This window comes from Paenibacillus sp. J31R98 (assembly GCF_056269245.1).
The window spans coordinates 371,339-397,787 of sequence record NZ_JBWDNO010000004.1 but is presented as its reverse complement, the minus strand read 5'-3'; the positions used below and the strand labels follow the sequence as shown (position 1 = coordinate 397,787).

General features: G+C 51.6%; 22 protein-coding genes and 1 riboswitch. Of the genes, 9 read left to right on the top strand and 13 right to left on the bottom strand.

Annotated features, from left to right (window positions below; genetic code table 11):
- Positions 1 to 94: 94 nt before the first annotated feature.
- The 5 genes from AC0YNX_RS18225 to AC0YNX_RS18205 all read left to right on the top strand — a co-directional run bounded on the left by AC0YNX_RS18225 (position 95) and on the right by AC0YNX_RS18205 (position 3,009).
- Positions 95 to 235 (top strand): hypothetical protein, encoded by a 141-nt coding sequence (locus tag AC0YNX_RS18225; RefSeq protein ID WP_475817128.1) that lies wholly within the window; start codon positions 95 to 97, stop codon positions 233 to 235.
- Positions 236 to 280: 45 nt separating this feature from the next.
- Positions 281 to 1,642: a cytochrome ubiquinol oxidase subunit I gene (locus AC0YNX_RS18220; protein WP_475817127.1), complete on the top strand. Its 1,362-nt coding sequence runs from the start codon at positions 281 to 283 to the stop codon at positions 1,640 to 1,642.
- Positions 1,639 to 2,664: a cytochrome d ubiquinol oxidase subunit II gene (locus AC0YNX_RS18215; RefSeq protein WP_475817126.1), complete on the top strand. Its 1,026-nt coding sequence runs from the start codon at positions 1,639 to 1,641 to the stop codon at positions 2,662 to 2,664. Before AC0YNX_RS18220 ends, AC0YNX_RS18215 begins: the two co-directional genes overlap by 4 nt.
- Before the next feature lie 21 nt (positions 2,665 to 2,685).
- Entirely contained in the window at positions 2,686 to 2,787 is a 102-nt protein-coding gene (gene cydS / locus AC0YNX_RS18210; protein WP_475817125.1) for a cytochrome bd oxidase small subunit CydS family protein, read from the top strand.
- Positions 2,788 to 2,868: 81 nt separating this feature from the next.
- Positions 2,869 to 3,009 (top strand): DUF6254 family protein, encoded by a 141-nt coding sequence (locus AC0YNX_RS18205; RefSeq protein WP_475817124.1) that lies wholly within the window; start codon positions 2,869 to 2,871, stop codon positions 3,007 to 3,009.
- Positions 3,010 to 3,319: 310 nt separating this feature from the next.
- Here AC0YNX_RS18205 and AC0YNX_RS18200 read toward each other — a convergent pair whose 3' ends face one another.
- The 3 genes from AC0YNX_RS18200 to AC0YNX_RS18190 form a co-directional block, all read right to left on the bottom strand.
- On the bottom strand, positions 3,320 to 6,103 hold the full coding sequence (locus AC0YNX_RS18200; RefSeq protein WP_475817123.1) for a bifunctional diguanylate cyclase/phosphodiesterase: 2,784 nt from the start codon (positions 6,101 to 6,103) through the stop codon (positions 3,320 to 3,322).
- Positions 6,093 to 7,862 (bottom strand): ATP-binding protein, encoded by a 1,770-nt coding sequence (locus tag AC0YNX_RS18195; RefSeq protein WP_475817122.1) that lies wholly within the window; start codon positions 7,860 to 7,862, stop codon positions 6,093 to 6,095. The genes AC0YNX_RS18200 and AC0YNX_RS18195 overlap by 11 nt, the downstream gene beginning before the upstream one ends.
- Positions 7,863 to 7,947: 85 nt before the next feature.
- A riboswitch (cyclic di-GMP riboswitch) is annotated at positions 7,948 to 8,036 on the bottom strand.
- A 188-nt stretch (positions 8,037 to 8,224) separates the two neighbouring features.
- Complete coding sequence (locus AC0YNX_RS18190; protein WP_475817121.1) at positions 8,225 to 9,304, bottom strand: Gfo/Idh/MocA family protein; 1,080 nt, start codon at positions 9,302 to 9,304, stop codon at positions 8,225 to 8,227.
- A gap of 219 nt (positions 9,305 to 9,523) precedes the next feature.
- Here AC0YNX_RS18190 and AC0YNX_RS18185 point away from each other — a divergent pair, with 219 nt between their 5' ends.
- Positions 9,524 to 10,339, top strand: a complete 816-nt coding sequence (locus tag AC0YNX_RS18185; RefSeq protein WP_475817120.1) for a helix-turn-helix domain-containing protein — start codon at positions 9,524 to 9,526, stop codon at positions 10,337 to 10,339.
- A 9-nt stretch (positions 10,340 to 10,348) separates the two neighbouring features.
- Here the strand turns inward: AC0YNX_RS18185 and AC0YNX_RS18180 are convergent, their stop codons facing one another.
- The 5 genes from AC0YNX_RS18180 to AC0YNX_RS18160 form a co-directional block, all read right to left on the bottom strand.
- Positions 10,349 to 11,113 (bottom strand): sugar phosphate isomerase/epimerase family protein, encoded by a 765-nt coding sequence (locus AC0YNX_RS18180; protein WP_475817119.1) that lies wholly within the window; start codon positions 11,111 to 11,113, stop codon positions 10,349 to 10,351.
- A gap of 84 nt (positions 11,114 to 11,197) precedes the next feature.
- Positions 11,198 to 11,917, bottom strand: coding sequence for a response regulator transcription factor (locus tag AC0YNX_RS18175; RefSeq protein WP_475817118.1), 720 nt, complete (start codon positions 11,915 to 11,917; stop codon positions 11,198 to 11,200).
- Positions 11,918 to 12,045: 128 nt separating this feature from the next.
- Positions 12,046 to 13,854, bottom strand: a complete 1,809-nt coding sequence (pnpS, locus tag AC0YNX_RS18170) for a two-component system histidine kinase PnpS (RefSeq protein ID WP_475817117.1) — start codon at positions 13,852 to 13,854, stop codon at positions 12,046 to 12,048.
- Positions 13,855 to 13,901: 47 nt separating this feature from the next.
- Positions 13,902 to 14,723: a bile acid:sodium symporter family protein gene (locus tag AC0YNX_RS18165; protein WP_475817116.1), complete on the bottom strand. Its 822-nt coding sequence runs from the start codon at positions 14,721 to 14,723 to the stop codon at positions 13,902 to 13,904.
- A gap of 417 nt (positions 14,724 to 15,140) precedes the next feature.
- A complete protein-coding gene (locus AC0YNX_RS18160) occupies positions 15,141 to 16,685 on the bottom strand; it encodes a fumarate hydratase (protein ID WP_475817115.1) in 1,545 nt (514 codons plus the stop codon).
- Between the two features lie 163 nt (positions 16,686 to 16,848).
- Between AC0YNX_RS18160 and yfbR the strand changes: the two genes are divergently transcribed.
- Positions 16,849 to 17,454: a 5'-deoxynucleotidase gene (gene yfbR, locus AC0YNX_RS18155; protein ID WP_475817114.1), complete on the top strand. Its 606-nt coding sequence runs from the start codon at positions 16,849 to 16,851 to the stop codon at positions 17,452 to 17,454.
- 99 nt (positions 17,455 to 17,553) lie between these two features.
- On the opposite strand, the gene AC0YNX_RS18150 is transcribed toward yfbR, so the two are convergent.
- Positions 17,554 to 18,114: a WGxxGxxG family protein gene (locus AC0YNX_RS18150; RefSeq protein ID WP_475817113.1), complete on the bottom strand. Its 561-nt coding sequence runs from the start codon at positions 18,112 to 18,114 to the stop codon at positions 17,554 to 17,556.
- 149 nt (positions 18,115 to 18,263) lie between these two features.
- Positions 18,264 to 18,446 (bottom strand): hypothetical protein, encoded by a 183-nt coding sequence (locus AC0YNX_RS18145; protein WP_475817112.1) that lies wholly within the window; start codon positions 18,444 to 18,446, stop codon positions 18,264 to 18,266.
- 179 nt (positions 18,447 to 18,625) lie between these two features.
- On the opposite strand from AC0YNX_RS18145, the gene AC0YNX_RS18140 reads away from it, so the two are divergent.
- Complete coding sequence (locus tag AC0YNX_RS18140) at positions 18,626 to 19,825, top strand: oxalate decarboxylase family bicupin (protein WP_475817232.1); 1,200 nt, start codon at positions 18,626 to 18,628, stop codon at positions 19,823 to 19,825.
- A 296-nt stretch (positions 19,826 to 20,121) separates the two neighbouring features.
- Here AC0YNX_RS18140 and AC0YNX_RS18135 read toward each other — a convergent pair whose 3' ends face one another.
- The 3 genes from AC0YNX_RS18135 to AC0YNX_RS18125 form a co-directional block, all read right to left on the bottom strand.
- Positions 20,122 to 21,351 (bottom strand): MFS transporter, encoded by a 1,230-nt coding sequence (locus tag AC0YNX_RS18135; RefSeq protein WP_475817111.1) that lies wholly within the window; start codon positions 21,349 to 21,351, stop codon positions 20,122 to 20,124.
- A gap of 42 nt (positions 21,352 to 21,393) precedes the next feature.
- Positions 21,394 to 23,352, bottom strand: coding sequence for a GTP-binding protein (locus AC0YNX_RS18130; protein WP_475817110.1), 1,959 nt, complete (start codon positions 23,350 to 23,352; stop codon positions 21,394 to 21,396).
- A gap of 155 nt (positions 23,353 to 23,507) precedes the next feature.
- Positions 23,508 to 24,488 carry a diaminopimelate dehydrogenase gene (locus AC0YNX_RS18125; protein ID WP_475817109.1) on the bottom strand — a complete coding sequence of 327 codons (981 nt, stop codon included), beginning with the start codon at positions 24,486 to 24,488 and terminating at the stop codon, positions 23,508 to 23,510.
- Positions 24,489 to 24,732: 244 nt separating this feature from the next.
- Between AC0YNX_RS18125 and gdhA the strand changes: the two genes are divergently transcribed.
- Positions 24,733 to 26,109, top strand: a complete 1,377-nt coding sequence (gene gdhA / locus AC0YNX_RS18120) for an NADP-specific glutamate dehydrogenase (RefSeq protein WP_475817108.1) — start codon at positions 24,733 to 24,735, stop codon at positions 26,107 to 26,109.
- The last annotated feature ends 340 nt before the right edge of the window (positions 26,110 to 26,449 follow it).

The following is a 26,449-nucleotide window of genomic DNA, read 5'->3' as shown; positions in this document are numbered from 1 at the left end:
AATTCAAACCTTCGTCACAACTATTGTGAAAATAATCACAACCGTTGATTATAATGAAAGCATAACTAAATTGAGACGAAGGAAGGGATGCGCTATGAGCAGCAATGACCTGGAACTGAAAGACCAAAATCAAAGCCGCAGACGTGTTGACAAACAAGAGAAGAGACTCATCCTGCTTTGCATCGGCGTAGCTGTCATTATGCTGCTGTCGCTGTCCCGCTACATTTTTGAATAGATGATCTTTATATACTTAGCACTATTATCTTGGGAGGGATAGCACATGCACACGCTGCTTAGCAGTTACGATCCGGTTATGTACAGCCGCATATTGACGGGGCTAACGCTCGCTTTCCACATTATCTTCGCAACTATTGGCGTTGGGGTGCCGCTGATGATCGCACTTGCCGAGTGGATCGGCATTCGGCGAAATGATGAGCATTATCTGCTCATGGCTAGGCGCTGGGCGCGCGGCTTCGTCATTACGGTAGCCGTCGGCGTCGTGACGGGAACGGCCATCGGGCTGCAGCTTAGCTTGCTCTGGCCAAGCTTCATGCGGGTCGCGGGCCAGTCGATCGCGCTGCCGCTGTTTATGGAAACATTCGCTTTCTTCTTTGAAGCGATTTTCCTCGGGATCTATCTGTACACTTGGGATCGGTTCAAGAACAAGCTGACTCACTTCTGGCTGCTCATCCCCGTCGTCATCGGTTCGTCCGCATCGGCATTCTTCATTACAGTCGTGAACGCGTTCATGAATGCGCCGGCTGGAGTAACTGTCAAGGATGGCAAAATCATCGATATTTCGCCGTTCGGCGCTATGCTAAGCCCAGCGATGCCAACGAAAGTATCGCATGTACTCGTCACTTGCTACCTCACTTGCGCGTTCGTTCTTGCTGCTATCGCCGCATGGTCGCTCTTGAAGGGCCGGAATCATGTGTACTATAAGAAAGCGCTCAAGCTGACGATGGTTTCCGCGTTCGTCTTCCTGATTGCAAGCGCCGTGATCGGTGACTTGTCGGGCAAATATCTGGCGAAATACCAGCCGGAGAAGCTTGCTGCAATGGAATGGCATTTCGATACGACGAAGGAAGCTCCGCTCGTGCTTGGCGGAATATTAACCAAAGACAACGAAATCAAATATGGGCTCAAGATCCCTTACGCCCTCAGCATCTTGGCTCACGGCGTGCCGAATGCGGAAGTGACCGGACTGAACGATATTCCGGCTGACGAACAGCCGCCGCTCTATATTCACTATCTATTCGATCTGAAAATGGGCTTCGTCGCGCTCATGGTCCTCATCGCAGGAGGATTCATGTTTGTATTGTGGCGCTGGCGCGAACGAGCTTTCCAGAACAAGTGGCTGCTGCGCGGTATTATCCTTGCTGCTCCGCTTGCGATGATGACGATTGAGCATGGCTGGATCTTCTCGGAGGTCGGCCGCCAGCCTTGGCTGCTCCGCGGCATTATGCGCACTGAGGATGGTGCAACCGTATCGGAACATGTGGATACGATGCTCTATGTATTCGCAGCACTCTACGTTGTACTAGCTTTCTCCTCCGTGACGGTGCTAATTCGCATGTTCCGCAGCAATCGGGCCGAGGATGAAATCGCCGCCAAAGGCATCAAAGGAGGCAGCGAGCTATGAGCTATGAAGTGCTTGGAATCACTGTATTGTGGATCTTCCTGTTCGGTTACTTGATTATCGCATCGATTGATTTTGGCGCCGGATTCTTCAGCTACTACAGCACGGTTACGGGCAAACGCCATCTGATCAACAACATCATCGAACGCTACCTGTCGCCGGTTTGGGAAGTAACGAACGTCTTTCTAGTGTTCTTCTTCGTCGGTATCGTCGGATTCTTCCCGGATACTGCCTATTATTACGGCACTGCCCTGCTCGTTCCGGGCAGCATCGCCGTCATACTGCTTGCAATCCGTGGCTCCTACTATGCCTTCAACACCTATGGCACGAACAAAAATAACCGCTTCTACATGCTGCTCTACGGTGCCAGCGGACTACTCATTCCAGCTGCACTATCGACGGTTATGACGATTTCCGAAGGTGGCTACATTGAGGTGAGCGAGTCGGGCAAATTGACGTTCCTCGTAGGAAAATTGTTCACGAGCACCTACTCATGGACCGTCGTTCTGCTCGCGCTCGTCAGCGTTCTGTACATCTCAGCGATGTTTCTCAGCTACTATGCGGACCGTGCAAATGACCGCGGCGCTTTCGAAGTTGTACGCAAATATGCGCTCGCTTGGAGCGGTCCGACCATACTGAGCAGTCTGCTCGTCTTCTTCGCGATCCGTGGTCATAACGCGGAGCATTTCAACCGGATGACTGAGCATGCACCTATGTTTGTAATCTCGTTCGCATGCTTCCTTGTCGCTGTTTATCATGTATGGACGCGCAAAAGGCTTGGCCTGTCGTTTATATTCGTCATCCTGCAGTTCGGCTTCGCGTTCTTCGGTTACGGGTCGGCGCATTTACCTTATATTCTGTACCCATATCTAACGATTCATGATAATTTCACCAGCCAGCCGATGGCGATTGCGCTTGTGTCGGTCTTCATCCTCGGCTTGCTGCTGCTCATTCCGTCGCTATATCTGCTGCTCCGTCTCTTCCTCTTCGATACGAAGTATGTACAAGGCAAACGGGGCAAATAATCCGCCAGGGAGGCATGCTTAATGGAAAACTTTCTGATCTTCGTCGCACCGCTGCTCGTGGTCGTTCTATCCGTGGGCTTCCTGTTCTGGTGGGGCGGGAAGACTCCGAAGAAGAAGTCATAACAATTGGCTTAATCGCACACGCTAACCAGGCAGTCTTAAGGCAACTCGGACTGTGACTTGTTAGCAAAGGAGCAATTAACGATGACATCCTCTAAGAATCGCCGTGAGAACGCCTGGAAAAGCCGCAAGCAGAACCAGAAGCCGCACGGAGAAGTGAAGTCACTCGCCGAGCTCGATCAAGAAAGCGGCCAGAGCACGACCGGCTACAGCAAGCCGGAGTAGTGGTAGCTTAGGGCTGTACCGTTGTTTCAGCACAGTGAAAAACCGACCTTGCACCCGTAGGCGCAAGGTCGGTTTTCTGCTTCTCTTTTCAAAAGGGGCTTGAGCGGAGAGGGAGGTATCGATTGTGGAGAAACGTTAGTGGTCGCCTAGGCGAAATGATATTCGTTGTCTACACTACGCATATCATTTGCGCCTTTGTCCCCGTGATACTACCGCTTCTACTTTTACATAATCAAAGTATCACGGGGACAACAGCGATCGAAACAACGATACCGAACTCGCAGCGGGAACGCCATCTTTAATGTAAATCCTATCCGATACGGTTCATCTCCCCCGTATACAGCGACTCAATCTGAGCCGCCGTGAGCGGATGAGACAGCCAGTAGCCCTGCATGTCCGTGCAGCCCTTCTGCGATAGAATCTGCAGCTGCTGCTCCGTCTCGACGCCTTCGGCAAGGACATGCAGCTTCAAGCTCTGCGCCAGCGCGATGATCGCTTCCACTATCGCCGTATCGCTGCCCGATAGGCTCAGGTCCTGCACGAATGACTTGTCGATCTTCAACGTATCGACCGGGAATCGCCGCAAATAACTGAGCGACGAATAACCAGTTCCGAAGTCATCAATAGAGATGCCGATTCCGAGCGCTTTCAACCGTTGCAGCTTATGAATGATGGAGTGATTGTTGTTCATGGCCATGCTCTCGGTAATCTCAATAACGAGATATTCCGGTGCGAGGCTTGTATCTTCCAGCGTCTTCCTGATCATCTCGACGATAGATTCTTGATTGAATTGCACCGCGGACAAGTTGACCGCAACGGGCACATGAACCATCCCATCCCGGTGCCACTGTCGAAGCTGGCCGCATGCCTTCTCTAATATCCATTCGCCAAGCGGAATAATGTGGCCGGTGCACTCCGCAACCGGAATAAATTCATCCGGTCCGATCAAGCCCATTGTCGGATGCGTCCAGCGCACCAGCGCCTCAAGGCCAATCATCTGTCGTGACCTCGCGTCAAAGATCGGCTGATACAGAAGATGGAATTGCCGCTCCTCCAGCGCTGCGGGCAGCGCCTGTTCAATTGCCAAGCGGCGGCTCTTCGCCTGCGTCATTTTCCATTCGAAGAACTGGAACTGATTCTTCCCGTTCTCCTTCGCCGCATACATAGCCGAGTCCGCATGCTTTAGCAGCACTTCAGGCGACTCGCCGTCGTCCGGATACTGTGCAATCCCGATGCTAGTCGTAATGAAGATCGTTTGACCATCCAGATCAATCGGAGCTGCCGCCTGGCAAATAATCGTCTCCGCAATCTTCACCACTTCGCCTCGGCTGCTGTTTGGCATAATAATTACGAATTCATCGCCGCTTAACCGCGACACAAGCTGATTCTCGCCGCCACCGCACGCGGAGAGGAGCTTCGAGAAATGCTGCAGCAGCCGATCGCCCATGAGATGCCCCATCGTGTCATTAATCAGCTTGAAACGGTCCAGATCAAGGAACATAACCGCAACCGACTGACCTTCTTCCTTCGCTTCGTGCAGAATCTCCGGGAAAAACATATTGAACCAGTTCCGATTCGGCAGTCCTGTCAACATATCATAATAAGCGAGCTTCTTAATCGTATTCTCATTGCGCTTCTTGTCCGTAACGTCCCGGGCAATCGTCTGAATCAACGTTTGTCCGCCATACTGCACCAGAATGGATTTCGCTTCGACATCGATCGGATTCCCGCACGCTTGAACCATTTTGAGCTCCATGGAATCCATTCTCGCTACACCGGCCTCTATCTCTTCCATCCACTGACGCGCCGCCTCACGATAATCGGCCTGAATCAAGTCCATGATTGGCTTGCCAATCATCGCCTGCTGTTCCACGCCGCCTAACATCTGCAGCCCCGCATCATTAATGAAAGTAATGAGCCCGTCCTTATGGACGATAATCGGCTCCGGCGAGAAGTCGATCAGCTTGCGGTAACGTTCCTCGCTTTCGCGCAGCGCTTCCTCCACCAGCTTGCGTGCGGTCAGATCGCGCAGATACATCGTGTACACCGGCAGCTTGTCCTTCTTAATACGGGTCACCGTAATCTCCACAGGAAACTCGCTTCGATCACAGCGCGAGAGAATCGTTTCAATCCGGGCGCCAAGCACCGACTTATCGCCCTTCGCCAGCAATCGATTCACAGGCTCATGCTCTTCGATATGCGCCGGCAGAAGAAACATGCTGATTGGCTTGCCAATGACTTCGCACCGCTCGACTTCAAACATGCGTTCAGCTGCAGGATTGAACTCGAAGACTAGCCCCCTATGATCAAACATAATGAGACAATCGATTGCCGACTCCAGTATCGAGCCCTTCAGCATCATCTGCTCGGACAGCTTCTTATCCGCGTTCATTGAACCGATCAAGCTGACCGCGAAGATGACGATTGTTCCAAACGCGACATAAATGGCAATCTCAAGGAAATTAACCGCTTGGAGCTCCGAGCTCATGTCCATCATATTCATCGGCATCGACATATGCGCTGCAGACATGCCCGTGTAGTGCATGCCGGTAATGGCAATGCCCATAATGAAACCGCTCATCCAATAACGGGTATTTTTGCGAAAGGCAAACCTTAGCGCAGTAATCGACGCTAACACCGCGATGATGATCGAGAGCGAGAACAGCATCGGATTGTAGGAAATAGCGATGCCAGTGAGCGCATACATGCCAATATAGTGCATCCCGCTAATCGCAAGCCCCATGAATATGCCGCCCGCAATAAGCATTGCTGGTCTCTGCCTCCCCTGACTGGCAAAGCCGAAGCCAACCAACGAACCGATAAAGGAGATTGCAATGGAGACCAGCACGGTGACTAGATCATAGGTTACCCCGACGGGCAGCTTGAACGCCAGCATCGCAATGAAATGCATCGACCAGATGCCGACTCCCATAATGAACGCTCCGCTTGCGAGCCATACTCTGCGCATCCAGCCTTCGGATAACAGTACTCGTCTTGCCAGATTGAGAGCTGTATACGAAGCAAACAATGCAATTATGAAAGACAAACAGACCAAGAACCAGTTGTAGCTGCCATGTATATCATTATGTGCCACTCGGATTCCCTCCCGGAAGAATAACCTGGAATGTTGTACCTTCGCCCTCTTTGCTATCTATTTGGATCGAACCTCCGTGATTCGTAATGATTTTGTTGCTAATCATCAGTCCTAGACCGGTACCTTGTACTTTGGTCGAGAAGAATGGCCGGCCAATCTGATCGAGCAATTCCTTCGGAATGCCGCAACCATTGTCTTGAATTGTGGTCACTATGCGATCACCGCTTTGTTCAGCAGCAACGATAATCTCCCCGCCTTTATTACTCGCTTCGATGGCATTCTTAATCAGATTGATGAACACTTGCTTAATCTCGCCGCCATCGCATTCAATATATAAGGGCTTGTCCCCAAGTTGACGCTCTATGCGGACGCTGCTCAGAATGGCTTGCGATTCGAGCAAAGTATACACATCGTTCAGAAGCTGGCATAAATCAATGCTCTGGCTGCGGTTCACTTGCGGCTTGGCCAGCAGCAGAAGTTCATTAATGATCGCCTCCATCCGGGTAATTTCTGAAGTAATGATTGAAATATATTCCGCCTTATTGACACCATTCTGAAATAGCTTCATAAATCCTTTAATCGCAGTAAGCGGATTTCGAATCTCATGCGCAATACCAGCAGCAAGCTGGCCGGCGAGTGAAAGCTTCTCAGATTCCAGAATAAACAGCTCATTCTTCTTACGCTGCGAGATGTCTGTAAAATTGACGACAGCTCCCGCCGTACGCCCCTTCTCGTACATGGGCGTAACATGGTACTCCACTGGAAACGCCGTTCCATCCTTCCTCAGAAACTGCTCCTCCGCTACATAGGTATATTCTCCATTACGAACCGCATCCTCTACCCGGCTATCCGTGCTTGCGCCTTGAGCGAATCGCTTCCGAATCGGCGTATCTAGCACTTCAGACGACTTGTAACCGGTTAGCTGTTCGGCAGCGACATTCCAGAATACAATATGGCTCTGTTCATCAAGCCGGAAGATCCCTTCCGCGACGGAATCGAGAATAAGCGAGTACGTAATATTCATTCGGCGAAGCTGCTCTTCGCTCTGCTTGAGCCGATTATCGATGAGAAGAACGACGATCGAGTACAAGAAAATAATGGTCACGACCGTACTAATGCTGATCGCTAGAAAGAATTGATTTTGTGTCGGTACGAGCCCTATACCGTGGTGTGCGAGTGAGAAGGTGTGCATGACGGGCATGTTGCTATAGTGTAGAAATTCGATCGATGAGGAGATCAGAAGGGCACATAGAAGCTGACGTTTCCAATTCTTATAGAAATGATGCATTTTATGGAAAATAAATCCAAACATAGCGGCAAGTACGAGTACGGAGAGTAATGAGAATGGTGAGTGGTAATGCTGACTCGCATCGGCTCTTATCGCTCGCATTCCGATGAAGTGCATAACGACAACACCGGCCGTCTGCACGAGACTCGCAATGACATACCAGAACAGACGCTTGCCATACACCGCCGCATAGCGGAACAGACATAAGGCTACGAAAGTGATCACAATCATAGCAGCCATCGAGAGGAACACATAACCAAACTGGTACATGACCTTCACTGGGAAGCGGTACGCCAGCAGAGCGACAAAGTGCATCGACCAAACGCCGATTCCGAATACAAACGCTGCGCTGGTAAGCCAGAATAGCTGACTTCGGCTCTCCGTATGCATTCGCTGGTAGAGATGCGTCACAATTAAGGTGGAGACGAATACGAGAAAGAACGAGATAATGACGAGTACGAGTGAAGCCATAGTTCCTCCAGAGCCAGTAACGACATATAAACATGAAAAATGACAATAAAAAAACCCACCCTGAATAATGGATGGATTCCATTACCCTGGCAGCCTTGTCTACCTTAGCATCGTATGATGCCTTAGGCCACGGCTTTGCGTCCTACTGTTTCCAGTAGTTTGCCTTTGTCAAGAGCATTAAGTTTTAATTGATCTAGGCTTCAACTTCCAATATCTTCAATATCATTTTATATTCTTTTTAAATAAATTGTATATAGCGAAAGAAGTAGAATGGGCGCTCATTTTGTCGAATGCAAAGAAATGTCGAATAAGAAAAAAGAAGCCAAGGATGCTGACCATCCTTGGCTTCTTGATGTCTAAACCTATTCGAAGTATACAGCCTTACCAGTTTGGGAAGACTCGTAAATTGCTTCAAGAATTTCGGAAACAACGAGCGCTTGCTCAGGCTTCACGAAAGTTTCTTTATCGTTCAGAACAGCGTCGATCCACATCGAAGCTTCAAGCACTTCTGCTGTTTCGGATGCGCCTTCGTAGAAAGCTACACCGCCACTGTTCAGTTCAATATTGTTTACATACAGACGGCTGTTTTTCTCGCCGTTGATGCGAAGACCGTCTTTCATGTCAGCGCCAGCTTTAGTACCGCTGAGGGATACTTTAGCTTCGTCCACTTCAAGAGTGTTAAGCGCCCAGCTGGATTCAAGGATAACAGTTGCACCGTTCTCCATTGTGATCATCGCGAAAGCGGAATCTTCAACTGTGAACTTCGCTGGATCCCATGGGCCCCAAGCGTTAGCTGCGTTCTCAGTTTGGGACAGTTTGTGGTATGCACGGCCAAGCACGACTTTCGGCTTGTAGTTGTCCATCATCCACAATACAAGGTCAAGTGCGTGAGTACCGATATCGATAAGCGGTCCGCCGCCTTGTTTCTCTTCGTCGAGGAATACGCCCCAAGTTGGAACGGCACGGCGACGAATCGCGTGTGCTTTCGCGAAGTAGATTTCACCAAGCTCACCTTCAGCGCAAAGCTGTCTCAGGTAGCGGCTGTCAGCGCGGTAACGGTTGTTGTAACCGATGCTAAGCTTCTTGCCAGTACGTTGTGCAGCTTCGAGCATCAAACGAGCGTCAGCAGCTGTTTTAGCCATTGGCTTCTCGCAAAGAACGTGCTTGCCAGCTTCCAGAGCGTCGATGGAAATCACCGCGTGGGAATCGTTTGGCGTACAAACGTGGATCACGTCGATTGTGCCGTCTTTAAGAAGTTCTTTATAGTCTGTGTATACTTTTGCTTCTTCAGTTCCGTATTTCGCTTTCGCTTGCTCAGCTTTCTCTACGATAATATCGCAGAATGCTACGATTTCAGCTTCTTTAACTTGAGCCAAGCTAGGGAGATGTTTGCCGTTAGCGATACCGCCGCAGCCAATAATACCAATACGTGCCTTTGCCATTAATTTTCTACCTCCATGAGCCGTGAAATGATATAATTTGAGTATGCATGTCCACACAGATAGAGTGGCACACAATAATAATAGTATAGTTCAACAGTTCCCCTAAAGTATAGTTGCCAAATAGGTAAGCTTTTATGTGATTTTGCTATTGGAAGGATGGAAACCGTGGAGTTCTATAATGAGAAGGTTGTCTATGAAAACCCTCTATTGTCTATAAAGGTGTATCAATCCAGCCGAGACAACGATTTATTCATCAATTGGCACTATCATCGCGAGATCGAATTGCTGCTTGTATTGAACGGCGAGCTCGATGTCAATATCGAGGATGACTGCATAAAACTTCAAAGTGGCGACATCGCGCTCATCGGAGCCAGACAGCTTCACCGTGATCGCAGTTTGGGCGGGCCGCTCAACTATATCGTACTGCAATTTGACCTGGAGCAATTTATTGACCAGAGCTCGATGCCATACATGAGATTCTTCTCCGAAACAAAGAACCCGCTTAGCCGTGCGAATTACATTTTCCAAGAGAATGAAGCGGCCAAAGAGGAAGCAGCCGATAGTATCCGTACTGTTCTGCAGGAAGTAACCACGAAGCAGAACGGCTACGAGCTCGCCGTCAGCATGCTGATCAAGAAACTGCTGCTCATCCTCATACGAGGAGATTCTCGCAAGGTGCTGGCCGATCACGTAGACTTCGACCGGGCTCGTCTGCGCGGCGTCATTGATTATGTCGAAGAGCATCTGGAAGGCCGCATTCAAGTCGAAGAAGTGTCCAAGCTTGCCAATATGAGCTACTACTACTTCGTGAAGTTCTTCAAGAAGGCGATTGGCCTGTCATTCACTGAATATGTAAACTACCGCAAGATTAAGTGGGCAGAACGCATCCTGCTGACGAAGGATCTCAGCGTCTCCGAAGTTGGCGACCGTATCGGAATGCCGAATATGGCGCACTTCTATAAGATGTTCAAGAAGTATAATGATTGCTCGCCGAAGCAGTTCCAGAAGCGCATGCTTGAGTGGAACCGAGCCTAGCTGGCTGACTTACAAGAACATCTTCTTCATGAAAGCAAGGCTTGCTGGCAGTTCTTTCTCCGGCTGATGAACCGTACACTCTGCAGAGATCATGCCGCTGTAGCCAGCTGCCTTCAACTGCTGCTCGAACGCCGCATACGGATATTCCCCTGTTCCTGGGGACAATCGGCCTGTATCCGCGATATGGATGTGCGCAAGCCAATCTTTGTGCAAGGTGATTGTCTCCAGCGGCTCTCCTTCTTCATCCATATGATAGAAGTCAGCAAGTACCCGCACAGACGGATGGTTGATTAGCTTGGCGAAGCTGACGGCTTCGGCGACGCTGTTCATCAGATTCGTCTCTTTCTTGTTCAGCGGCTCAATTGCAAGCGTTACGCCAGTGCCGGCAAATTCCTCGGCGATCCAGCTTAGCACATGCAGCATCTGATCCTCTGCTCTTGCCTGTTCGTAGCCTTCGGGAATGTGACGGGACCTACCGCTGCCTAGCACCGCAATGCTCGCACCGATCCGATTCATCGCCTCTGCACCGCGGTGGATATATCGGCGTACCCGCTCCGGGTCCAGCTCCGCACCTACGATACGCATATCTCCCGGAAAGAACAGATTAAATGCCCGTACAGGCAGCGGACTGTTCAAATAAGCAGGCAGCTTCTCGCGATATAACGCCTCGTTCTCTAACTGAAGCTGTTGAAGCCCGCATTCGATGTAATCAAATCCATATTCCCCCAGAAGCTCTGCATCCTCAATTCCTCTGCACCAACCGAAAGCAACCACTCTCTTGCACCTCCAAACCGTATTTAAGGTCATATTACCACTATTTGCTATCCATTGGGTGCAAAAAAAAAAAGCCCGGTCACCTTATTTCGGTGATCCGAGCTTTCTTGGCATGACTAGCTTGTAGCCGACGCCGCGGATAGATTCAATCTCAACGGATTGCTGACCGAGCTCCAGCTTCTTGCGCAGCGAGCTGACGTGCACGTCAACGGTACGCTGGCCGCCGATGTAATCGAACCCCCAGACGACATTCATGAGATCATCGCGTGTCACGACAACGCCGGGACGCTGCACCAGATAGAGCAGCACCTCGAATTCCTTCGGACGAAGCGGTACCGTCTCGCCGTTCAGAATGACCTCGTACCGTTCCGGATAGATGGACAAGTCGCCGGCAGTGATGACTTTGTCATTCGATTCCGTCAGCTGCCCTTCATCCGCACCGGTTCTGCGAAGCACAGCCGATACACGCGCCAGCAGCTCAGCAACACCGAACGGCTTCGTCATGTAATCGTCAGCACCGCGCTTTAACCCTTGTACAACTTCCTCTTCCGCATTACGTGCAGTCAGCACGATGACCGGAGTACGATTACCGCTTTGGCGCAATCGCGACAAGATTTCAAATCCATTCATTCCAGGCAGCATAATATCGAGAATAATAAGATCAAACGACCGTTGCAGCGCGACCTGCAAGCCTTCAGCCCCATGATCAATGACCGTCGTATCATAACCTTCCTGCGACAGGTTGTAGGATAACAACCTGGCCAATGTCGGCTCGTCTTCGATGACCAACACTTTCTGTGACATGTTGACCCCCAAACTACCATGCCCGCAACATGACCCTGGCATGGTTTCACGTTCTACAATTTCTTTTTTATCATAGCACTGTTTCTATTGAAGGGTAAACCCCTAAGGTAGAACTACCAGCCATCCCATTATTGGATAACCGGCAGTTCAATCGTAAAGGTAGAACCGATTCCGACTTTACTATCAACAGTAATTGTTCCTTTGTGAAGCTCCACGAGATGCTTGACGATGGACAAGCCGAGGCCGGTACCGCCTGAGCTGCGCGATCTTGCTTTATCGACCCGGTAGAATCGCTCGAAGATGCGCGGCAAATCTTTCTTCGGAATGCCCATACCCGTATCCGAAATATGAATGCGAATATGCTCATAATTATCTTCCAGCGTCTGCCCTGGTCCAAGAACCGGTTCGACCGTGATGGAGACAGAGCCGCCATCTGATGTGTAGTTTATGCCATTGGCTAACAAATTCATCATGATCTGCCGCAAACGATCCTCATCCACCTCAACATAGACGCCAGGATCCACTTTCGTCGACAACCTGATGTGCTTGCGCATCGCTTCAGCGCTCATGAGCTCCATCGTTTTCTCCATGAACGAAGACAGCTCAACAGGCGAGTACTGCAGCGGCACACGGCGCGACTCGATCTTCGACAGTTCCAGAATGTCGCCGATCAGACGATTCAGTCGATCGCTCTCATCATAGATAATCTGGAGGAAGGAACGCGCCGTCTCCGGATCGTTCACTGCTCCACCCATCAGCGTCTCAGCGAAGCCTTTGACCGCAGTAACCGGCGTCTTCAGCTCGTGAGAGACATTCGCGACGAATTCGCTGCGCATCCGCTCCAGCCTGCGAATAGCGGTCACGTCCTGCAGGACAAGCAGCACGCCCTCGAACTTGTTGTCCTCTTCCTCATCGAAGATCGGCACAAGGTTCAAGTCAAGCAGCCGCTCCTCTGGAAAATAGAACGTGATCTCATCGCGCAGATGCTCTCTGCGCTCCAGCGCTTCTTGAATAATCTGCGAAAGCTCATACTGCTGCTTCGCGGAAGCAAAGTGATGGCCGACCAGCTCTTTGGCAGAGAAGCCGAGGAACTCTTCAGCCCTGCGATTGAGCAGGAGGATCTTGCCGCTGCTGTTAATGCTTACAACACCGTTGATCATATTATCAAGTACGCTTGCCAGTTGGCCCTCATTCTGATGAATGCGTGACATCTGCTCTTGCAAGCTTTCCGCCATCGCATTAATGGCTTGCCCCAGCTCGCCGATCTCGTCCTGCCGCGTTACTTCGACACGCGCGCGGTAATCCAGGTTCTTAATCCGCTTGGAAACGCGCGTGATCTGCTCAAGCGGCCGCGTTAAGCCTTGTGCGACACGGAAGCTGATGAGCGCTGCGGCAATGAACAGAATGACAAGACCAACGATGAGCGCCGCCCATACGCGCTGAATGCTCTCATCAACCTTCTTCAAGCTAAGCGCCATCCGGATAATATCCGAATGCTCCGCATTGTTCGGATTAACCAGCATCGCCACATAAAGCAAGTTCTCATTAACCGTATCGCTGTGGCGCGTCGTCCAGCCAACGCCGCTCTTCTTCGCCTCAACAATTTCCTCACGCGTCAGATGGTTATCCATCGTCTTCGGATCGTGGTCGGAATCACCGAGCACGACGCCGTCGCTCCTGATGAAGGTGATACGGGTATCCGTGATGGTTTTCAGGCGCTGCGCTTTGCCTGTGTAATACATGAACAACGAATCCGGATCGCCGGATCGCCATTCCATCTGGTCCAGAATGATCTTCATCTCGCGCGTCATATTATCACGCAATGCGTCGAGATGGTTGTCCCGATACGTCTTGCCCATAAATAAACCGGCTGCCAATACTGCAAGTCCGATCATCGCGATCAGAATGAGGGTGAGCCGCATGCGAAAGCTGTTCATCTTCTTACCTCCAAAGCCGAATCGTTCATTCTCCATCCTACCTGTCCTTAGCTCCCTGCGCCAGCCGCCTTATTATTAAGTTTTTGTAAAACGTAGTGATGTAATGTAGCGAGCGGCTGTTGAATTAATATCGACAGGACGACCGGAACGGCGGCAAGTGGGCTGAAATAGCTCATCGCAAGCACGACTCCAAGCGAGATATTGCGCATGCCCGTTGCATAGGAGACCGTCACCTGCACCTCGCGGCTGCGGTAGTGCGATGTCCCAAAGTAGCCAACGGCATAACAGATGCCAACAAGCACAAGCGCCGAAGGGATGACACGGAACAGATCGCCGCGCAGCGCTTCGGTCGACGGTGCGATTGCCGCGGCATTCAGCATGACCACTGCGGTAAAGCACAGCTTCGACACAGGGGCAGCATAGGGCTGCACCGCTTTCTGTATGCGACCCTTCGACCATTCATGGAGCAAGACCCCTACAATGGTCGGCGCAACGATAATCAGGAGCAAATCGCCTATCATCGCTGTCGTATTCGCTTCCACAGATGTATGGAATAAGAGCTGGATGCCCGACGGAACGACGATCGGACTGAGCGCCGAATCGACGACGACCATCGCCAGCATGAGCGGCACACTGCCCTCGGACATGCCAACCCACAGCACCGTTGAGACGCCAAGCGGTATGATGGTGAACAGCACAAGTCCGACGACATATGGGGAATCGAATCCAAAGAACAAGCCGCCAAACCCGTATGCGATCAGCGGCGATATGATATGAGCGAGTGCGAATGTCCAGAGCATCACGCCGGGACGCTTCAGTACCGTCTTCAGCTGCTGCAGTCCGCAGCCGATCGCCATGGTGAGCGTCACGAAAGCGAAGCAGTACGGCACTGCCGGCACGAGCCGCTGAAGGTGCCCAGAAAAAAAGAATCCCAGGACAAGGCATCCCGGGATAATGAGAAACATCCATTGTTCAAACCTTCGATTGAAGGCGAGACCGAAGCTGCGTATAACGCATCCCTCGCTTTTTTTGTGCAAGATAAAAATACAAGGAAATAGCCGAGAGAACAACGCTGCGCGTGCTGATCATTTTTCCGATCGCTGTTGTCCTCGGATATCTTTGATTGTATACCGCTAGCGGTTGATATCCGAGGACAAAGGCGCAAATGATCTGCATAGCTTAAGCAACGCAAATCATTTCGCCTAGGCGAACGCTGACGCTTCTTCAAAACAATCGCACGCTACGCTTTTGTTCTTAGCTATTCTTTAATTTTACTTGCACATTTTTTATTTAAATACAGGCTCCTTAAACTGGGCAAGCTTAGCAAAGGAGTCTTTATCGACATCAGCATGCAAGCTGTTGCCATGCGAATCCATCGTTACGACAGCCGCGAAGCCTTCTGTTTGCAGGTGCCACATCGCTTCCGGAATACCGAATTCCATGAAGTCGACGCCATTGACGTTCTTGAAGCATTCCGCATAGTACTGCGCTGCGCCGCCGATTGCGTTCAAGTATACGCCGCCATGCTCTTGCAGGGCAGCAAGCGTCTTGGGTCCCATTCCGCCTTTGCCGATAACGGCGCGGATGCCGAACTTCTTCATGATGTCGCCTTGGTACGGCTCCTCGCGGGCGCTTGTCGTCGGGCCAGCGGCTTTTACCTTCCAGCCGTTCTCGTCCTTCAACATAACCGGACCGCAGTGATAAATAACGGCGCCGTTCAAGTCGATCGGAGCGTCATGATCCATCAAGTGATGGTGTATCGCATCGCGTCCCGTATGCATTTCGCCGTTAATGATAACAATATCGCCAACTTTCAAGCTGCGCACTTGCTCTTCCGTGAGCGGGGTGTTCAGCACAACTTCACGGCGCTCATCGTTCTCTGTTACCGCATTTGCCGCTTCATCAGCCGCTTGCGATTTCATCGGAGTATCCGAGCCGCTTGGGTAGATCCACGATTTGATCTCGCCTGTATCTGCTGCGAGCAGAACGCCTTGGCGGCGGTACGCCCAGCAGTTGTAAGCTACGGATACGAAGTAGCTAGCTGGCAGACGGTTCATGACGCCGACTTTGCAGCCGAGCAGCGTTACTTGGCCGCCGAAACCCATCGTACCGATACCGAGCTTGTTCGCGTTCTCCATTACATACTCTTCCAGCTTCGCAAGCTCTGGAATCGTATTGGTGTCGTCCGTATGACGGAACAACTGCTGCTTCGCAAGCTCATAGCCCGTCGTGCGGTCGCCGCCGATGCCAACGCCAATGAAGCCAGCGCTGCAGCCTTGACCTTGAGCCTGATAAACCGCGTGCATAATACATTTGCGGATGCCGTCAAGATCGCGGCCGGCTTTGCCAAGCCCCGGAACTTCCATCGGCAAGCTGTACTGAATGTTCTTGTTCTCGCAGCCGCCGCCTTTCAGAATAAGACGAACGTCGATATCGTCCTTCTCCCATTGCTCAAAGTGAATAACCGGCGTTCCCGGTCCGAGGTTATCGCCTGTATTCGCGCCAGTCAGCGAGTCTACGGAGTTCGTCCGCAGCTTGCCGTCTTTGGTCGCGCGTGCGATCGCACTGCGGATCTGCTGCTTCATGATGAGCTGGTTCGCGCCAACAGGCGTGTGCACGACGAATGTCGGCATCCCTGTATCTTGGCAGATTGGCGATACATTGCACTCCGCCATCTCAATATTATTAGCAATCGTCGATAGCGATAGGCCAGCGCGCGTTGCGCGGTCCTCTGCTTCCTGTGCCGCTTGAATGATCTTGCGGACGTCACCTGGTAGATTCGTAGATGTCTCAACGATGAGATTATAAACACTTTGTTCAAAATGCTGCATAACGCCTTATTGGCTCCTCTCTCTAGTCGCTTTTCGTCTTTCGATTTATAATAATAATTACAATATACTCACTATCATACCATATCCTCTCCCGCCGGGCATCCCGCATTCGGAAGGTATCGCATCCTACTATTACTAGAAGTGTAAAGGAGTAAGAGAGATAATGGACAGTCCTTTCATCGCTTATATGTACCGTCTACGATACATCGAACGCTGGAGCCTCATGCGCAATACGACACGCGAAAATGTAGCTGAACACTCGTACCATGTCGGCCTGCTCGCCCATATGCTATGCGAGATCGGCAATGCGGTGTTCGGCCGATCGCTGAACGCCGATCGGGCCGTCACGATGGCGTTGTTCCACGACGCCACCGAAGTGTTCACCGGCGATATTCCGACGCCGGTCAAGCATCATAACCCGAAGATGCTCGCGAATTTCCGCGAGATCGAGGCGCTGGCGGCCGAGCGGCTGCTTAGCATGGTGCCGGAGCCGCTGGCTGCTGCGTATGAGCCGCTTATAATCGGCTCGCAAGCGGCAGGCAGCGAACATGCGGATCTGCTCGCAATGGTTAAAGCGGCAGACCTGCTCGACGCGTACATGAAATGCCTGTCCGAACTATCCTCGGGCAACCGTGAATTCACTGTCGCCAAAGGGCAGATCGAGCTGAAGCTGGCGAGCCTCCAAATGCCGGAGGTCGACTGGTTCCTGACCCATATGGCGGATAGCTTCACCAAGACGCTGGATGAACTGTCCGAGAATGAGGCTTGAGCTGCATAAAAAAGCCCTTTGGGGCAAGAGTAAAGTCATCTAGATTTAATGACTTTACCCTTGCGCCCAAAGGAGCATTTTATTTTTTCAATTCATTAATTATGCTCGTTCGCGGTCCCGGTCATGATCCCTGCTCCGGCTGCGCATGCCTGCCAAGCCAAGCAGACCAAGCAAGCCAAGCCAGCCCCAATTCATGCCTTTATCATCGTCTACAGCTGTCGCACGAAGAGTGTTCGCCCGGGTTGTGCTTGTAGCGTTAAATTTATTTACTGTTGGATTATACGAATATGGGGTCAAATTCCCGTGTGCTGGTGTGCCGTACGAGTAGGAGTTCATGTTCCCATAGCCTCTCGTACCAAGGGAATTCGTGTTCATATTCCCGTTTCCATATCGATAATAGGCGTTCGTTCCATAAGAACCCGTTCTGTCATTTGAATCGCTATACTGTTTAGTGGTGCCCGGTATTCCATAAATATCAGGCGTGCCTGTTACTCCTGGCGTACTGAATACTCTGCTGCTGGTTCCGTTATTCGTCACCGTTGGTTGGCCATTAACGCCGCTGCCGGTACCGTTCATTGCGGTATCAGCCATTGCAGGAACAATGAGCAGTGTCGACAAGGATAACCCCACAACAGCACTTGCGATTGTTTTCTTCTTCAAATCGTCAACCTCCAAAGGATGTGATGATTGCGAAGTACTCCTATGGTTTCTCCGATAAGCCGCTTCTTCATCCTAGCTTTCAAGTGGTAATCGGAGCAGCTGTTTCTTTAAAAGCAAAAATCCGCGAAAGGTCCGCGGATTTTGCGCTCTTATTCAGTATGAACTTCGATAATATCATCTAATGCGGATGAATGCTCCTGACTTGCTGCGAGCACCTCTTGATCGGTATGATTCACGCCTTGTATTTCCGCAGCAGCCTGTGCTTGTCGATTGAGCTGCTTCTCCACTTGACCAATTCCATGCGCGCCTTGATGCCCACTGCTGGATGTCATCTGAATCCTCTCCTTTCTCGCTTCGCGATAACCTCAGTTGTCCCTTAAATGATTCCCCGAACGGTTTTTGGTTTATGCGTAATCGGACGAAACCAGCGAAATTGCTTGTTTATGAAGACATACATTCCATTCATATGAATACATTTAAGATGATTCTTTCACGAGAGGAAGATCATCTGATGGTATACGATCCACAAAATCCGCAACACCAGCAGTACTTACGCAATCAATCGGGACAAACGCACATTCCGCAGCCGATTCGGAATGACGGTACCGGCTGGTGGGACCTTGGCCCGCGCGACGTTATGCGTGATCTCGAGAATCCCGACTTGCTCGTGCCGCCTACTACCGATAACGGCACCATGCCGAACCTGAAATTCTCTTTCTCCGATACGCATATGCAGCTTAATCGCGGAGGCTGGTCCCGCGAGATCACCGTGAGGGAGCTGCCGATCGCGACAACCTTAGCCGGGGTGAACATGGCGCTCACGCCAGGCGGCGTCCGCGAGCTGCACTGGCACCAGCAGTCGGAATGGGCGATCATGCTGGTTGGTCGGGCACGAGTGACCGTTGTCGACCAGAACGGCAAGAACTACATCGCGGATATCGGCGTCGGAGACTTGTGGTTCTTCCCGCCAGGTATCCCGCATTCCATCCAAGGGCTCGAAGGCGGCTGCGAGTTTCTGCTCGTGTTCGACGACGGAAGCTTCTCGGATCTCAACACGCTCACAATCTCCGACTGGTTCGCTCATACGCCGAAGGATGTTCTGTCCTGCAATTTCGGCGTGCCGATGACCGCATTCTCCCAGATTCCGAAGGAACAGGTGTACATCTTCCAAGGCAGCATGCCAGGCTCCATCGAGAGTCAGCAGGTGCCGGATCCTAACGGCACCGTACCGAATCCGCTCACTTATAAGCTGCTGGCCCAGAAGCCAATCGTTACGCCGGGCGGTACCGTGCGCATCGTCGATTCCACGAACTTCCCGGCGTCGACCAGTATTGCAGCAGCGCTTGTCGAAGTCAAACCAGGCGGCATGCGGGAGATGCACTGGCATCCGAACAACGACGAGTGGCAATATTACATCTCGGGCACTGGCCGGATGACGGTATTCGCCGGCGAAGGTACAGCCCGCACGTTCGATTACCGCGCAGGCGACGTCGGCTATGTTCCTTTTGCATTCGGGCACTATATCCAGAACACCGGCAATACGAGCCTATGGTTTCTGGAGATGTTCAAGAGCAGCCGCTTCGAGGATGTGTCGCTTAATCAATGGATGGCTCTCACTCCTCACCAGATCGTGCAGGAGAACTTGAATGTCGGGCCGGAGCTCATGAATGCGCTAAGGAAAGAGAAGTGGCCGGTAGTCAAGTATCGTTAGGCAGGCGAATAACAAAGAAGAAGGCACCTCATCGATGAACCCATCGAAGGTGCCTTCTTCTTATGCTTATGCTAATGCTGAGAATCTAACGGATCTTAAACACTCTATTTGTCCATTTCCGACGCTCAAATATTTCTAACGGACTCCAGCGACGTTATTGACCACTTTTGCGACCGGAAAAGTCTAATTTCATCGAAATAACGTCTCTGAGATCTGTTACATTCCGAAAACCAGCGAAATTAGCCAAATAACGACTCTGGAGACCGTTAGCGCAAATAAGCGGATAACGAGATGGTCTATGCCCGGACCCGGTCATCCTTCGGCAGCAAGATCGCCAATATGCCCAGCAGCGGTAAGTAAGCCGTCAGCTTCATCATATGCTCGATGCTCGTGGAATCCGCAATCCAGCCGAGAACGGCCGAACCAAGGCCGCCGATACCGAACGCAAGGCCGAAGAACAGGCCGGATACGAGACCGACTTTGCCAGGCAACAGCTCTTGCGCGAAGACGACGATAATCGAGAACGCCGACGACAGCACGAACCCTGCGCAGACACACATGACACCGGACATTGCCAGGCTGCTATACGGAAGCAGAATGGAGAACGGCGCCGTACCGAGAATCGAGAACCAGATAATGTTTCGGCGCCCGTAACGGTCTGCGAGCGGTCCGCCGAAGAACGTGCCCGCCGCCGATGCTGCAAGGAAAGCGAACAGGAATAGCTGTGAATTCTGAACGCTGACTCCGAAATGATCAATTAAATAGAAGCTATAATAGCTCGAAATACTCGACATATAGATATGCTTCGTGAATACGAGAAACACCAGTACCGAGATCGCTGCAATGACTTGATTGCGCGTTAAAGCCGACGCCTTCTTCGCAGAGCCTGCTGTGGCTCTGGACTTTGATGCCACAGGACGCGGCTGCAGCGTATTCTGGCTGTACCAGCGAGCGACATAGGTCTGAATAATCATCGCGGCGATGGCAGCGATCGTGAACCAGAGCACGCTGATCTGCCCGAGCGGCACGAAGATCGCGGCACTCATAATCGGTCCGAGCGCACCGCCGATATTGCCGCCAACCTGGAAGATCGACTGCGCCAGCCCTCTTTTGCCCCCTGCAGCCATGTAAGCGACACGGGACGATTCCGGATGGAAGATCGCAGAGCCGATCCCGATCATCATTACCGACATGACGAGATACGCATATGCAGGTGCAAGCGCGAGCGCAATGACGCCGATCAGTGTAAAAGCAACCCCAACCGGCAAAATATACGGTCTCGGACGACGATCCGCAAGCAAGCCGACAAGCGGCTGAATAACGGCTGCGGTAACGTTCATTGCAAAAGCTATGAACCCGATCTGTTTATAGCTCAGATGCATCGAATCCCTCAGGATCGGGAAGAGCGCCGTCACGGTCGACTGCATCGTATCATTGAGCAAATGGACGATACTAATTGCGAATAGAATTGGAAATACGGTCGCCGCTCCAATCGGAACTGCTGATTTTGCTAATGCTTTTGCCAAGTTAATTCCTCCTTCAGCCTATCAATTCCTGTAATAAAGGCTCTATAATAAATGCATTTTCGCTTCCGCTTCTTCCCATGGAACCGAGTAACCGGCCCCCTTCGCGCAGAAGATCGAAGATGATGTGTAGAGCGGATCTGCATCCTTCTGATAGGCTTTGCGTTCAATGACTTTCTGCTCGTTGTGGCATCGGTCATAGCCGGCGAAGGCCAGATGAAGAATGCCTCTGCCATGCGTGTACGAAGCAAGCTCCGTACTGTAGTCCATGAAGGTTGCTACCGGAACTTTCCCCGTAACAACAGCATGCGTCGCGGTCGTGTGAGGCGGATCGAATTGCCCGGAAGCGCGCTGAATATCGGACAGCACTTTGCCCAGATAATCAATTTCCACTTTGATTTTGTACTCGTAGATGGGTTCCAGCAGTACGTTCTCCGCCTTCTCCAGCCCCTGCCTCAGCGCACGGAAGGTCGCCTCGCGGAAATCCCCGCCATGCGTATGCTCATTATGAGCGGCTCCTATCAGCAGCGTCACCAACAAATCAGTCAGCGGCATTCCGGTCAGCAAGCCGTGATGTTCGCGCTCGAAGAGATGCGTCTTAATCAGATTCTGATTGCCTATGGTGAGCACATTCGGATGGCACACCGTTTCGAACGCAATGCCGCTGCCCCGCTCTCCCGGCTCCATCAGCAGATGAACCTCCGCATAATGACGAAGCGGCTCGAAATGCCCATATCCTCGCATGGCTCCGGCAATCGTTTCTTTGTACAGAATTTCCGGACTGCCGAACGTGACATCGAGCTGGAATCGCTCCTTCACAAGCTGCTGCAGCACTTCCAGCTGAATGAGACCCATGACGTGAATATGGATTTCTTGCAGGCTCTCCTCCCAGACGACGTTCAGCGACGGATCCTCCGCGTTCAGCAGTTGGAATGCCTTTAGGACATCCTTCACATTCAATGCTGCTGCAAAATTCACCTTCGACGTCAGCGTCGGCACCATATCATACATGAGCTGATCCGTTAAACTGCCCAAGCCTTGGCCCGCATCAGCGGCAGACAGCCCGACAGCAGCAAACAGATCGCCTGCGCGGATCTGATCCACTGCCTGCATCTTCGTGCCGTTCACAAGCAAGAGACGCGTGATCTTCTCACATACCTGCTCGTCCCCGCTCCCGTAACATACCTCATCTCGAACCTTCAACTTGCCGCTCAATGCTTTGATATACGTGAGCCGCATGCCGCTCTGATCGTGGCGAATCTTATAGACGCGCCCGCCGAACGGAGCATCCATATCGATGTAAGGCGAGCTGGTCAATTCGTGCAGTTGCTCCAGAAAAGGCAAGACGCCGACGTCCTGCAAGGCCGATCCGCTCGCACATGGGAACAACCGATGCTCGCGTATCATCTCCTGCAGCTCTCGCAGCCATAAAGCCTGGTCGCCAGATCCTGCCAGGAACGTCTCCAGCAGCTCATCATCCCGCTCCGCCATCATCTCGATTAACGCCTCGTCAAGGTGTCCATCCGACAATCGATCCGTTATGAGGCACGCATCCGGGGTCAGATGCATGTGAATTTCTTCGAGTACCCGATTTACATCAGCGCCGGTCCGGTCGATTTTGTTGATGAAGAAGAACGTTGGAATGCGATGCTTATGCAGCAGCTGCCACACCGTTTCCGTATGTCCCTGCACACCTTCCACTGCGCTCACGACAAGAATGGCGTAGTCCATCATTTGCAGCGCGCGCTCCATCTCTGGCGAGAAATCGACGTGCCCCGGCGTATCGATCAGATAATAAGTCGTTCCTTTATAAGTCATCACCGCTTGATCGGCGAACACCGTAATGCCTCGTGCCCGCTCGATCTCATGGCTGTCGAGGTAGGCGTCCTTATGATCCACTCTGCCCCGCTCACGGATGCTGTTCGTATGGTAAAGCAGCTGTTCGGCGAACGTCGTTTTGCCCGCATCCACATGCGCGAACAAGCCAATCGTAATCGAATTCATCTCTATCCCTTGCTTCCTGTTCGGTATTCCGTACTTGCCAAGCTATCCACCCATCATAACATACGATCAACGTCCGTGAACGAAGAAATCAAAGAAGACCCGCGAGGCGGAACACTATGTATAAGTGCTCTTCTCGCGGGTCTTCTAGTTTGGTTTTAGAGCAGATCGCGTCTCAGTTCTTCAGCAGACTTCGGCGACAAGTAGGAGAACGGAACGTCGAATACCGTCTTCGCCCCTTTTTGTCCTTCGCGGCTCATACGAACGACCGCTCTTGCATAAGCGACAAGCACGCTCGCCGTAAATTCCGGATTGCTATCGAGCTTGAGGCCGAATTCGATGATTTGGCGTTTGCCTTGTCCAGTAACACCGCTGCGGATAACGAAGCCGCCGTGCGGCATTTCACCGTGCTCTTCGCGCAATTGCTCTTCTGTAATGAAGTTTACAGTTGTGTCGTAGTCGGAGAAATAGTTCGGCATCGATACGATAGCGTTACGAATCTCTTCTTGATTCGCGTTCTCTTCCGCAACTACGTAGCATTCGCGAAGATGCTTCTCGCGAGTTGCCAGCTCAGGCGTTTCGCCTGAACGAATGCGCTCGATCACTTCTTGAACCGGGATCGTATATTGCACGCCGCCCTTCACGCCAGGCACGCGGCGGATCGCGTCGGAATGCCCTTGGCTGACGCCTTTGCCCCAGAACGTATAGTCCGTTCCTTCAGGAAGAATCGACTGCGCAAGCAGACGGTTCAAGGAGAACAAGCCCGGATCCCAGCCCGTGGAGATAACGCTCACCTTGCCATTCTCTCTTGCTGCGCCGTCTACGACATCGAAGAATGCCGGAATATTCGCATGCGTATCGAAGCTATCCACAGTGTTGAACATACGCGCCATAACAGGCGTCTGTTCCGGAAGATCGGTTGCCGATCCGCCGCACATAATCATGACGTCAATAACGCCCATATAAGCGTCTGCTGCAGAGATATGTTCAAACTTCACTTCACCGAGAAGGGAAGCCATTTGTTCCGGTTGTCTGCGTGTGAAGATAGCGACGAGTTCAAAATCCGGGTTTTGTGCGATTGCTTGCTGAACGCCTTTGCCGAGGTTGCCATAACCTACAATGCCAACTTTAATTGTCATAATCGTGTCTGAACTCCTTAGTAATCGTATTTGAATGATTGAGAACGCTTGGTCTAGTATAACACGTCATGTCAGGTATCAATTCCAATTCTATACTAATTTGACGCTTTAACACAATAAAGGTTTTTTATCGCACCGACAAAATATATTGTTTACATAAATCGGAGAGTATCCATTAAGATAAGTTACAAAGTGCAAACAATGATCAGAAAAGTACAAACATCGAAGGGAGATTCACAAAATCATGCTGACTACAACTCAAGAAGTTAACCACCAAGAAGCAAAGGCTTATGCTCAATCCGTCTATGAAACGGTATTAAAACGCAATCCCAATGAACCTCTCTTCCACCAAGCTGTAAAAGAGATTTTGGACTCCCTTGTCCCTGTTCTCGCGAAACATCCGAAGTATATCAAGAACAACATCCTCGAACGGATGGTCGAGCCAGAGCGTGCCGTCATCTTCCGGGTGCCATGGGTCGATGACAATGGCAATATTCAAGTAAACCGCGGCTTCCGCATCCAATTCAACAGCGCGATCGGTCCATACAAGGGCGGACTTCGTTTCCATCCATCCGTAGATGCCAGCACGATCAAGTTCCTCGGCTTCGAACAGATCTTCAAGAACTCCTTGACCGGCCAGCCGATCGGCGGAGGCAAGGGCGGATCTGATTTCGACCCGAAAGGTAAATCCGATATGGAAGTTATGCGCTTCACGCAAAGCTTCATGACGGAATTGTACCGCCATATCGGTCCTGACATCGACGTGCCTGCAGGCGATATCGGCGTTGGCGGAAGAGAAATCGGCTATATGTTCGGCCAGTACAAGCGGATCAGAGGCGGCAATGAAGCTGGCGTCTTGACCGGCAAAGGACTTCTCTACGGCGGCAGCCTTACGCGCACGGAAGCGACAGGCTACGGCTGCGTGTACTTCGTGAACGAGATGCTGAAGTGGAAAGGCCAAAGCTTCGAAGGCCGTACTGTCGTCGTATCGGGAAGCGGCAACGTCTCGATCTATGCGATTGAGAAGGCGCAGCAACTAGGCGCTAAGGTCATCGCTTGCAGCGATTCGAATGGCTATATCTACGACGAGGACGGCATTGATCTGAGAACGGTCAAGCGCCTGAAGGAAGTAGAACGCAAGCGGATCAGCGAGTACGTGAAAGAGCATCGCAATGCGATCTACGTAGAAGACTGCAGCGGCATCTGGTCACTGCCATGCGACATCGCTCTGCCATGTGCGACGCAGAATGAGATCGACGAGAAAGCGGCTGCGACGCTGGTCGAGAACGGCGTCATCGCTATCGGCGAAGGCGCGAATATGCCTTCCACGCTGGAAGCTATCGACGTATTCTTGAAGGGCAATGTCCTGTTCGGACCTGCCAAAGCAGCCAATGCTGGCGGCGTTGCTGTATCTGCGCTCGAAATGGCCCAGAACTCGATGAGACTCGCGTGGAGCTTCGAGGAAGTCGATGCGAAGCTGCATGCGATTATGACAAATATCTTCGTTCGCAGCATGCAAGCGGCGGAGGAGTACGGTCATCCCGGCAACTTGGTTGTCGGCGCTAATATTGCCGGCTTTACGAAGGTTGCCGATGCGATGATTGCTCAAGGTGTTATCTAGTTTCGCAGGGAATTCGGAAGTGAATTCGGAAGCAAATATACAGGAAAGCCCCTCTGTTGGAGGGGCTTTCGGTGTGTCTGGAAGAAGGCGGCGGCGGTAACCTCGAGTGTACGATCCGCCTGCGCTTAGTGCGCACTAGCTCTACTGTTACAAGTATACCAACCTGCATTGCCTGCCGGTCTAACGGAACGTACAGCGCTTATTCGCCGTTTTTTCATCCATCTGCCGCTCTAACGGAACACAGAGAAGCTATTGCACCTCAATTGCCCCCAAATGGGTCAATTTGCTGGCAATAAGACTTCTGTGTACCGTTACATGTTTGAAACCGCCGAAATCTCCT

What these genes read in the sequence shown, in the direction of transcription:
- AC0YNX_RS18140 (WP_475817232.1), top strand. Translation starts at nt 18,626, where the DNA reads ATGGTATACGATCCACAAAATCCGCAACACCAGCAGTACTTACGCAAT.
- AC0YNX_RS18125 (WP_475817109.1), bottom strand. Translation starts at nt 24,488, where the DNA reads ATGACAATTAAAGTTGGCATTGTAGGTTATGGCAACCTCGGCAAAGGC.
- cydS (WP_475817125.1), top strand. Translation starts at nt 2,686, where the DNA reads ATGGAAAACTTTCTGATCTTCGTCGCACCGCTGCTCGTGGTCGTTCTA.
- AC0YNX_RS18130 (WP_475817110.1), bottom strand. Translation starts at nt 23,352, where the DNA reads ATGAATTCGATTACGATTGGCTTGTTCGCGCATGTGGATGCGGGCAAA.
- yfbR (WP_475817114.1), top strand. Translation starts at nt 16,849, where the DNA reads ATGGACAGTCCTTTCATCGCTTATATGTACCGTCTACGATACATCGAA.
- AC0YNX_RS18220 (WP_475817127.1), top strand. Translation starts at nt 281, where the DNA reads ATGCACACGCTGCTTAGCAGTTACGATCCGGTTATGTACAGCCGCATA.
- AC0YNX_RS18190 (WP_475817121.1), bottom strand. Translation starts at nt 9,304, where the DNA reads ATGGCAAAGGCACGTATTGGTATTATTGGCTGCGGCGGTATCGCTAAC.
- AC0YNX_RS18225 (WP_475817128.1), top strand. Translation starts at nt 95, where the DNA reads ATGAGCAGCAATGACCTGGAACTGAAAGACCAAAATCAAAGCCGCAGA.
- AC0YNX_RS18215 (WP_475817126.1), top strand. Translation starts at nt 1,639, where the DNA reads ATGAGCTATGAAGTGCTTGGAATCACTGTATTGTGGATCTTCCTGTTC.
- AC0YNX_RS18160 (WP_475817115.1), bottom strand. Translation starts at nt 16,685, where the DNA reads ATGCAGCATTTTGAACAAAGTGTTTATAATCTCATCGTTGAGACATCT.
- gdhA (WP_475817108.1), top strand. Translation starts at nt 24,733, where the DNA reads ATGCTGACTACAACTCAAGAAGTTAACCACCAAGAAGCAAAGGCTTAT.
- AC0YNX_RS18195 (WP_475817122.1), bottom strand. Translation starts at nt 7,862, where the DNA reads ATGGCTTCACTCGTACTCGTCATTATCTCGTTCTTTCTCGTATTCGTC.
- AC0YNX_RS18175 (WP_475817118.1), bottom strand. Translation starts at nt 11,917, where the DNA reads ATGTCACAGAAAGTGTTGGTCATCGAAGACGAGCCGACATTGGCCAGG.
- pnpS (WP_475817117.1), bottom strand. Translation starts at nt 13,854, where the DNA reads ATGAACAGCTTTCGCATGCGGCTCACCCTCATTCTGATCGCGATGATC.
- AC0YNX_RS18205 (WP_475817124.1), top strand. Translation starts at nt 2,869, where the DNA reads ATGACATCCTCTAAGAATCGCCGTGAGAACGCCTGGAAAAGCCGCAAG.
- AC0YNX_RS18145 (WP_475817112.1), bottom strand. Translation starts at nt 18,446, where the DNA reads ATGACATCCAGCAGTGGGCATCAAGGCGCGCATGGAATTGGTCAAGTG.